This window comes from Kitasatospora sp. NPDC002551, from assembly GCF_040296005.1.
GTDB lineage: Bacteria > Actinomycetota > Actinomycetes > Streptomycetales > Streptomycetaceae > Kitasatospora.
The window spans coordinates 1-7,940 of the sequence record NZ_JBEOWI010000114.1 but is presented as its reverse complement, the minus strand read 5'-3'; the positions used below and the strand labels follow the sequence as shown (position 1 = coordinate 7,940).

Genomic DNA, 7,940 nt, shown 5'->3' with positions numbered 1-7,940 from the left:
GCCAGCGCCACCGCGCCCGTCCCCTCGACGGCCGCCCACTCGCGGGCGGCGTCGCGCCCCGGCAGCGGGACGCCGGGGGAGCGGGCCGGGCCGAGCGCGCCCGCCGCCGGGTCGCCCGGCACGGCGTGCTGGAAGGCGGTGCAGGCGGTGGCCAGCAGGTGGTCCAGCAGCCGGTCCCGGGCCGCCACCGCCTCGGCGCCGTCCGCCTCCGGGCCGGCCGTCCCCCCGCCGCCCGTCCCCCCACCGGGGCCGGGGCCCTCGGCCGGTCGTCGGCGCGCGAACGCCCGCAGCAGGTCGTGGTACCGGTAGCGGCCCGGGAACGGCGACTCCACCATCGCCACGTCCACCAGGGCCTCCAACAGGTCCTCGGCGTCGTACTCGTCGAGGTCCAGCAGCGCGGCCGCCGCCGGCAGCCCGATGTCCGGCCCGTCCACCGAGGCCACCAGCCGGAACGCCCGGGCCTGGTCCTGGGCCAGCTGGCGGTAGCTCAGTTCGAAGGCCGCCGCCACCGCGAGGTCCCCGATCCGCAGCTCGTCGATCCGCCGCCGCTCCACCTGGAGCCGGCGGCTGAGCGTCTCCACCGTCCAGCCCGGCCGGGCGGCCAGCCGGGCGGCCACGATCCGCACCGCCAGCGGCAGGTGCCCGCAGGCGACCACCAGCTCCCGGGCGGCGTCCGGCTCGGCCGCCAGCCGCCGCGCGCCGATCGTGCGGCCGAGCAGGTCCAGCGCCTCCTCCGGCTGGAACACGTCCAGGTCGACCTGCACGGTCGCCGGCAGCCCGGCCGGCCTGGTGCGGCCGGTGGTCAGCACCGCGCAGCCGACCGCGCCCGGCAGCAGCGGGCGGATCTGGGCCGCGTCCTTGGCGTTGTCGAGCACCAGCAGCAGGCGACGGCCGTCCACCACCGAGCGGAACAGCGCCGAGCGCGCGTCCAGCCCGTCCGGCACCGCGTCCGCCGCGACCCCGAGCGCCACCAGGAACCCGCTCAGCACCGCCTCCGGGTCGGCCGGCACCGGATCCGAGCCGCGCAGGTCCACGTACAGCTGGCCGTCCGGGTAGGCGTCCCGGACGCGGTGCGCCACGTGCAGCGCCAGCGCCGTCTTGCCGACCCCGCCCATGCCGACCACGGTCGCGACCACCAGCGCCTGCGGGTGGCCCGGCGCGCCGCCCGCGCCGTCCACGCCGTCCGCCGCGGGAGCGGCCAGCGCCTCGCACAGCACCCGCACCGGCGCCGTCCGCCCGGTGAAGTCGGCGGCGTCCGGCGGCAGCTGGGCCGGCCGCGGCGGCGCGCCGGACGGCCGGACGGCCCGGCCGGGGGCCGGCGGGCCGTCGGCGGCGCCCGCCTCCGCGCCGTCGGCCGCCTCGGCCTGCCCACCGGCCGGGCTCTGCGCCGGGGCCGGGGCCGGCCCCGCCACCGCCGTGCCCGGCGCCACGGCCGCCACCGCACCGCCGGCGGGCGCCTGCGGGGCGGCCAGGGCCGGATCGGCCTCCAGGATCCGCCGGTGCAGCTGCTCCAGCTCCGTGCCCGGCCCCACCCCCAGCTCCGCCAGGAACAGCTGCCGCACGCCCCGGAACACCGCCAGCGCGTCCGCCTGCCGCCCGGCCTGGTACAGCGCGCGCATCAGCAGCCCGTACGCCCGCTCGTGCAGCGGGTGCTCGGTGGTGAGCGCGGTCAGCTCCGGGATGCACCGCGAGTAGCGGCCCAGCGTCAGGTCCAGGCCGATCCGCTCCTCCAGCAGCGTCAGCCGCAGCTCCTCCAGCCGCTGCCGGTGCCGCTCCGCGAACGGCCCGGGGATCCCGGCCAGCGGCTCGCCCTGCCACAGCTCCAGCGCCTGGTTGAGCAGGTCGCGGGCGCGCAGCGGCTCGGCCCGGGCGGTCCGCTCCGCCTCGGCGGCCAGCGCCTCCGCCTGCGCCGCGTCCACCGCCAGCTTGGGCAGCACCAGCCGGTAGCCGTCGCCCATCGAGACCAGGACGCTGCCCGCCGCCTTCTCCCCGGAGGCGCCGGGCGCCCCCGGCTCCCCGGGCTCCGCCGCGGGCTCCACCGCGTCCAGCACCTTGCGCCACCGCCACGCGTACGTCCGCACGGTGGTCATCGCCGCGCCCGGCGGCTCCTCGCCCCACAGCGCGGCGATCAGATCCGTGGCGCTCGCCGAGTGACCGGGCCTCAGGAGCAGGACGGCCAGCATCGCCTGCTGCTGTGGGCTGCCCACCTTGAGCGCCGTCGCGCCGCGGTGAGCCCGCATCAGACCCAGTACGGAAAAACGGAGATCGCCCATCCTGCCCCCTGCTGCCCAGGACAGTGCCCGCCCCGCTCGTGCACATGTCAGATTCTCTGTGACGCTATCAACCACAAGGTCACGCGCGGTGTCGAGACTCCGTTGAGCCTGTGGTGACCGCGCGTTGAACCCGACCGGCCAGAATCACCGTGCCGGGGCCCGCCGGAGACGGTCCGGTCCGCCCCTCCTTCACCTCCCGCGACCGGATACCCCCAGTGCCCGGCCGTGCTCGCCCCGCCCTCGGCCGTCGGAGGCGTCGGGCGCCATGACGATACCTTCGGAGGCGGACGTCCGTGAACACCGCTTTGCTGTACAACCTGCTCGACGTCGACCCGGCCGACGGGCCGGCCGAACTGCTCCACCGCGCCCGCGGCAGCCGCCACCTGCCGCACCTCGTGCTCTCCGCCCTGGCCCGCGACGACGTCCGGATGGGCGAACCCGCCCGCGCCGAGCTGCGCCGCGCCCGCACCCGCGCCGACCACTACGCCCGCCTCGCCCACGACCTCGCCCGCTCCACCGGCGTGCGCGCCATCCACGGCATCCCGCTGGCCGGCTACTACCCGGCCGACCTGCTCCGGCCGCAGGCCTCCCTGGACCTGGTCGCCCCCGGCGAGGCCGCGCTCTGGCAGGCCGTCGTCCGGCTGGTCACCGACCACCCCGTGGAGACCGTCGACGTCACCCTCCTCGGCGACCGCCCGCACCACACCGCCGTCACCGTCCGCTGGCCCGCCGAGGACCCGCTGCTCGACCCCTGGTACCGCGTCCACCTCACCACCGCGGCCCTGCCCGGCGACCGCGCCACCGTGCCGGTCCGCCCCTACCTGGTGGCGGACGACCACGTCGAGTGCCTGATCGCCCTCGCCGAGGACCGCCTGCACCACCCCGCCGAGGAGCTCGACCCGCTCACCCTCCTCGACCTCTCCTGTCTCACCCACCAGCCCTACGAACCCGCCGAGACCGCCGCCGTGCTGGCCGCCTACCGCCTCGCCCCCGAGGCGGCCGCCCTGCTCGACCTCGCCGCCCCCCGCCTCCCGCTCGGCGCCCTGGCGGCCGTCCGCACCGCGCTCGCCCCCGAACTCGCCCCCGAGCGCCGCCGCCGCGCCGAGGCCGCCACCGGCCCCCGCCTGCCCCGCCGCAAGGGCACCCTGCTGCGCCGCACCGTCATCCGCCACACCTGGGACGAGGCCCGCCTGCTGCCGGGCCCGGACCGCGGCACGCTGCTGCTCACCCCGGTCGCCGACTACCTGCTCGGCCCGGCCGACCGCACCGCCGCGCTCGCGGCCCTCCAGCAGTGGGACGCGGTGCAGTGACCGCCGGTCAGTCCTCGATCTCCTCGGCCTCGCCCAGGTCCTCCAGGCGCACCGGCCGCAGCCCCTCGAACCACACCCCGACCCCGTACGGCTCGCAGAGCGGCAGATCCCCCTCCGCGAACCGCAGCATCCAGCCGTCGGTGTAGACGTTCACCTCCGGGGCGTCCAGCGCCGCCTGATCCTCCGTCACGCCGCACGCGGCGCAGACGAACCGCCGGGCCTCCTCCACCGCCTGCTCCAGGTGCTCCAGCACCTCAGCGAGCAGTCCGAGATCCACCGCCCCGACGTCCTCGCCCGCCTCCAGCATCACGTTGACGTCCACCGCCCACCGCTCCGGCTCGGCCACCCCCCACACCGTCAGCCCACCCGGCCCGTCACACACCCGCACCAGCGGCCCCACACCCATGCTTCGCCTCCGCAGTCTTCGCCTTCGCCACCCGGCTCCCCGACCCCTGCATCATCCTCCCAGGGCGAGGTGACGGCCACGCGGTGGGGCCGGCCCCTTCCGTGCGTGCTCGCGCGGCGCCGCGCGCCGCCGGAGACGGGACTGCCGGTCCCGACCGGAGGATCCGCGAACTCCCCGGGCCGTAGGCTGACATCACGGGCATTCTTCGACGGGAGGCGGGCGGCATGGCGGACGATCGGGTGGCCGGGGTGCGGGCGGAGCTCGGGGTGATCGGCGGGTCGGGGCTGTACGCGCTGCTGGACGACGTGGTCGAGGTGGCCGTGGACACGCCCTACGGGGCGCCGAGCGACTCGCTGTTCGTCGGCGAGGTGGGCGGCCGGCGGGTGGCGTTCCTGCCGCGGCACGGGCGCGGGCACGGCATCCCGCCGCACCGGATCAACTACCGGGCCAACCTCTGGGCACTGCACGCGCTCGGCGTGCGGCAGGTGCTCGGGCCGTGCGCGGTGGGCGGGTTGCGCCCGGAGTACGGGCCGGGGACGCTGCTGGTCCCGGACCAGTTCGTGGACCGCACCGCCGCCCGGGCGCAGACCTTCTACGACGGCGTGCCGCTGCCGGACGGCTCGGTGCCCGGCGTGGTGCACGCGCCGATGGCGGACCCGTACTGCCCGGCGGGGCGCGCCGCGGTGCTGGGCGCGGCGCGCGGCAGCGGCTGGGAGCCGGTGGACGGCGGCACGCTGGCGGTGATCGAGGGCCCGCGCTTCTCCACCCGCGCCGAGTCCCGCTGGTTCACCGCCAACGGCTGGTCGACGGTCGGCATGACCGGCCACCCGGAGGCCGTGCTGGCCCGTGAACTCGCCCTCTGCTACACCTCCCTGAACCTGGTCACCGACCTGGACGCGGGCGTGGAGAGCGGCGAGGGCGTCACCCACGCCGAGGTCCTGGAGGTGTTCGGCCGCAACGTCGACCGGCTGCGCACCGTGCTCTTCAAGGCCCTGGAGGCGCTGCCGGCCGTCCGCTCCTGCCCGTGCCGGAACGCCCTCGACGGCTTCACCCCCGGCCTGCCGGGCGTGCCGGGGGAGTGAGGCCGGCGCGGCCGGTCCCCGGCCCCGGGGCTCAGCCGTCGAGCAGCGCCCGCAGCCACCGCTGCTCGCGCTGCTCGATGTACCCGGTGTTCGCCAGCCAGGTCTCGCCGTGCCCCTCCTGCCACAGCCGCGTCCACGGCTGGACGCCGAGGCCCGCCCGGGCGCGCAGGAAGTCGTGCATGGCCCGGGTGCGCCGCCCCAGCGTCGGGACCAGCCGCCGCCGTTCGTCCTCGTCGAGCCCGTAGGCGTCGACGAAGGCGCGCAGCCGCTCGGCGGCGTCGGCGCGGCCGTGCGCGGGGTCGGCGGCCAGCGGGACGAAGCCGTGCGCGGCGTAGGCGAGGTCCCAGAGCCGGGAGCCGGGCGCGGCCGTGTCCCAGTCGATGAACGTCCACCGGTCCGGTCCGTCGTCGACCACCAGGTTCCACGGCGCCAGGTCCTGGTGGGCGATGATCTCGCCGTGCCCGGCCCGCGCCGGGTCGTCGCGCATCAGCACCTGCCACCGGGCGTCGGCCGGCGGCGTGAAGCCGGCCACCGCGTCGTGGAACTCCCGGATCAGCCGGGCGACCCGGGCCAGCCGGGCCACCGGGTCCAGCAGGGCGAACCGCTCGCCGTCCCCGACCACCCGGCCCGGCACGAAGCTCAGCACCTCGCGCCCCTGCTCGTCGATGCCCAGCGGACGCGGCGCGGCCCGGAAGCCCACCCCGTGCAGATGCGTCAGCAGCGCGTGCACGGCGGGCGTCCACGGCCCGGCGGGGCGGCGCACGGTGTCCCCGACGCGCACGACGCCGGCCGTGGCGTTCCCGCCCGTCAGCCGCTCCTCGCCCCCGTCGGGTGTCCGCCCTCCGCCGTTCGGCTCTCGTTCGCTCACGCGCGGACGGTACCGCGCCCGCCGTCCGGCGGCATCCGGATTTCCGCCGTGCGCGGAGCGCTTGGCCCGAAGGTCCGCTGTCACCCGCGTCAGGATTCTGACAGCATCTCCCCCATGGAGATCCGCCGCGTCACCCGCGCCGAGGACGTCCAGGCCGCCGGGCACCTCTTCGACTCGCCCCCGCTCCCCGAGGCCACCGCCCGCTTCCTCGCGGACGACCGCCACCACCTGCTCGTCGCCTACGTCGACGACGTGCCGGCCGGGATGGTCACCGGCGTCGAGACCACCCATCCGGACAAGGGCACCGAGATGTACCTGTACGAGCTGGGCGTGGACGGGAGGTTCCGCGGCCGCGGCATCGCCCCGGCCCTGACCGCGGAACTCGCCGATCTCGCCCGCGCCCTGGGCTGTTACGGCATGTGGGCGGTCACGGGCGGCGACAACATGGCGGCGCGCTCGGTGTACCGGCGCGCCGGGGGCGTCGCGGAGCCGGGGGCGCAGGAGGTGCTCAGCTGGTCCTTCGATGAGGCCGATCCCGCCTTCCCCTGAGAAAACCGGGTGGCGGACCGGCCCGCCGCCGACGACCATGTCCCGCATGACCGAGCAACCCGAACGCTGGACCGAGGCGACCGTCTACCCCGACATGTGGATGGACCCGGACGACGACCCCCGCAACAACGAAGGCCCCAGTCCGGACGGCGAACTGGCCACCCTGCGGGAGGCGATCACCAACTACCGCCTCACCCTGCGCCTGAAGTGCCAGGGGCTGGACGCCGAGCAATTGGCCCGCCGCTCGGTGCCGCCGTCCACGATGTCGCTGCTCGGCCTGGTCCGCCACCTCGCCGAGGTGGAGCGCGACTGGCACAACTGGATCACCGACGGCGAGCCGCGGCCGAAGCTCTACGGCCCGCGTGACGCCGACTTCGACGGTGCCGTCGCCGACCAGGCCGTGGTGGACGCCGCGTTCGCCGACCTGGCGCGCGAGCAGGCCGACCTGGACGCCACCCTCGCCCGGTACTCCGAGGACCTCGGCACGCGCCTGGGCCGCGAGAAGCTCTCCGTCCGCGAGGTGATGGTGCACGTCATCGACGAGTACGCCCGCCACTGCGGCCACGCCGACCTGCTCCGCGAGTGCGTCGACGGCCGCGTCGGCCAGTAGGACGGGACGGGACGGCCGCGGCGGCAGGGCGGCAGCGGGATGACGGTCGCCCTGCCGGTCTGACGACGGCGGGGCCGGGCAGGCTCCGGGAGGACCGGCCGTTCCCGGCCCCGTCGACATCGAGGAGCGCCCATGACGATCACCCTCCGACCGGGGAACACCGTGATGTTCACCGGCGATTCGATCACCGACGGCCTGCGGCGGCAGAGCGGGGACGGTCTCGGGTTCGGCTACCCGGCGCGCGTCGCGGGCGAGTGGGGCCGCCGCCACCCCGACCGGCCGGTGACCTGGCTGAACACGGGGAACGCGGGCGACAAGGTGATGGACCTCGAAGCCCGCTGGAGGGCGGACGTGCTCGACGCGCGGCCGGACGTGCTGTCGGTCCTCGTCGGCGTCAACGACGCGGGCTGGCAGACGCTGCACCCGGAGGACGGGCGCGTGATCCCCGTGGAGGAGTTCGAGGCGGGCTACGACCGCCTGCTCGCGCCCCTCGCCGAGGCGGGCACCGGGCTGATCCTCGTCGAGCCGTTCCTGCTGCCGATCCACGGCGTCGTCGAGGCCGGCGCCGTGCTCGTCGGGGAGGTGGAACGCGCGCGGTGGCGCGCCGACCTCGACCCGAAGATCCAGGCCGTCCGCAGGCTCGCCCGCCGCTACGGCGCGCTGCTGCTCGCCGCCGACGGCATGTTCGCCGAACTCGCCGCGAAGGCCGAGCCGGAGCACTGGGCCGCGGACGGCGTGCACCCGACGTCGGCCGGCCACGCCGCCCTCGCGGCGGCGTGGCTGGGCCTGGTCGCCTGAGCGCAGGCGCGCGCGTGGGCGGGGGCGCCGCGGGAGGGGCGGGG

General features: G+C 76.8%; 8 protein-coding genes. 5 read left to right on the top strand and 3 right to left on the bottom strand.

All coding sequences use genetic code 11. The features are described 5' to 3' along the window. Positions 1-2,183 (bottom strand): AfsR/SARP family transcriptional regulator (locus tag ABT093_RS39935; RefSeq protein WP_502884427.1); only part of this gene is annotated, 2,183 nt, incomplete at its 3' end. 383 nt (positions 2,184-2,566) lie between these two features. Between ABT093_RS39935 and ABT093_RS39930 the strand changes: the two genes are divergently transcribed. Continuing rightward, entirely contained in the window at positions 2,567-3,583 is a 1,017-nt protein-coding gene (locus ABT093_RS39930) for a hypothetical protein (protein WP_350572417.1), read from the top strand. Between the two features lie 7 nt (positions 3,584-3,590). Here ABT093_RS39930 and ABT093_RS39925 read toward each other — a convergent pair whose 3' ends face one another. Next, positions 3,591-3,989 (bottom strand): hypothetical protein, encoded by a 399-nt coding sequence (locus tag ABT093_RS39925; protein ID WP_350572416.1) that lies wholly within the window; start codon positions 3,987-3,989, stop codon positions 3,591-3,593. 224 nt (positions 3,990-4,213) lie between these two features. Between ABT093_RS39925 and ABT093_RS39920 the strand changes: the two genes are divergently transcribed. After that, positions 4,214-5,071 carry an S-methyl-5'-thioadenosine phosphorylase gene (locus ABT093_RS39920; RefSeq protein WP_350572415.1) on the top strand — a complete coding sequence of 286 codons (858 nt, stop codon included), beginning with the start codon at positions 4,214-4,216 and terminating at the stop codon, positions 5,069-5,071. A gap of 31 nt (positions 5,072-5,102) precedes the next feature. Here ABT093_RS39920 and ABT093_RS39915 read toward each other — a convergent pair whose 3' ends face one another. Continuing rightward, the gene (locus ABT093_RS39915; RefSeq protein WP_350572414.1) at positions 5,103-5,939 is read right to left on the bottom strand and encodes a phosphotransferase enzyme family protein; all 837 of its coding nucleotides are present in this window, start codon (positions 5,937-5,939) and stop codon (positions 5,103-5,105) included. 114 nt (positions 5,940-6,053) lie between these two features. On the opposite strand from ABT093_RS39915, the gene ABT093_RS39910 reads away from it, so the two are divergent. The 3 genes from ABT093_RS39910 to ABT093_RS39900 all read left to right on the top strand — a co-directional run bounded on the left by ABT093_RS39910 (position 6,054) and on the right by ABT093_RS39900 (position 7,896). After that, a complete protein-coding gene (locus tag ABT093_RS39910) occupies positions 6,054-6,488 on the top strand; it encodes a GNAT family N-acetyltransferase (protein ID WP_350572413.1) in 435 nt (144 codons plus the stop codon). Positions 6,489-6,534: 46 nt separating this feature from the next. Next, positions 6,535-7,098, top strand: a complete 564-nt coding sequence (locus tag ABT093_RS39905; protein WP_350572412.1) for a DinB family protein — start codon at positions 6,535-6,537, stop codon at positions 7,096-7,098. Between the two features lie 132 nt (positions 7,099-7,230). After that, the gene (locus ABT093_RS39900) at positions 7,231-7,896 is read left to right on the top strand and encodes a GDSL-type esterase/lipase family protein (RefSeq protein ID WP_350572411.1); all 666 of its coding nucleotides are present in this window, start codon (positions 7,231-7,233) and stop codon (positions 7,894-7,896) included. The last annotated feature ends 44 nt before the right edge of the window (positions 7,897-7,940 follow it).

Bases quoted from the DNA above. Each gene is read 5' to 3' on its own strand.
- ABT093_RS39920 (WP_350572415.1), top strand. From the start codon at position 4,214: ATGGCGGACGATCGGGTGGCCGGGGTGCGGGCGGAGCTCGGGGTGATC.
- ABT093_RS39900 (WP_350572411.1), top strand. From the start codon at position 7,231: ATGACGATCACCCTCCGACCGGGGAACACCGTGATGTTCACCGGCGAT.
- ABT093_RS39925 (WP_350572416.1), bottom strand. From the start codon at position 3,989: ATGGGTGTGGGGCCGCTGGTGCGGGTGTGTGACGGGCCGGGTGGGCTG.
- ABT093_RS39905 (WP_350572412.1), top strand. From the start codon at position 6,535: ATGACCGAGCAACCCGAACGCTGGACCGAGGCGACCGTCTACCCCGAC.
- ABT093_RS39910 (WP_350572413.1), top strand. From the start codon at position 6,054: ATGGAGATCCGCCGCGTCACCCGCGCCGAGGACGTCCAGGCCGCCGGG.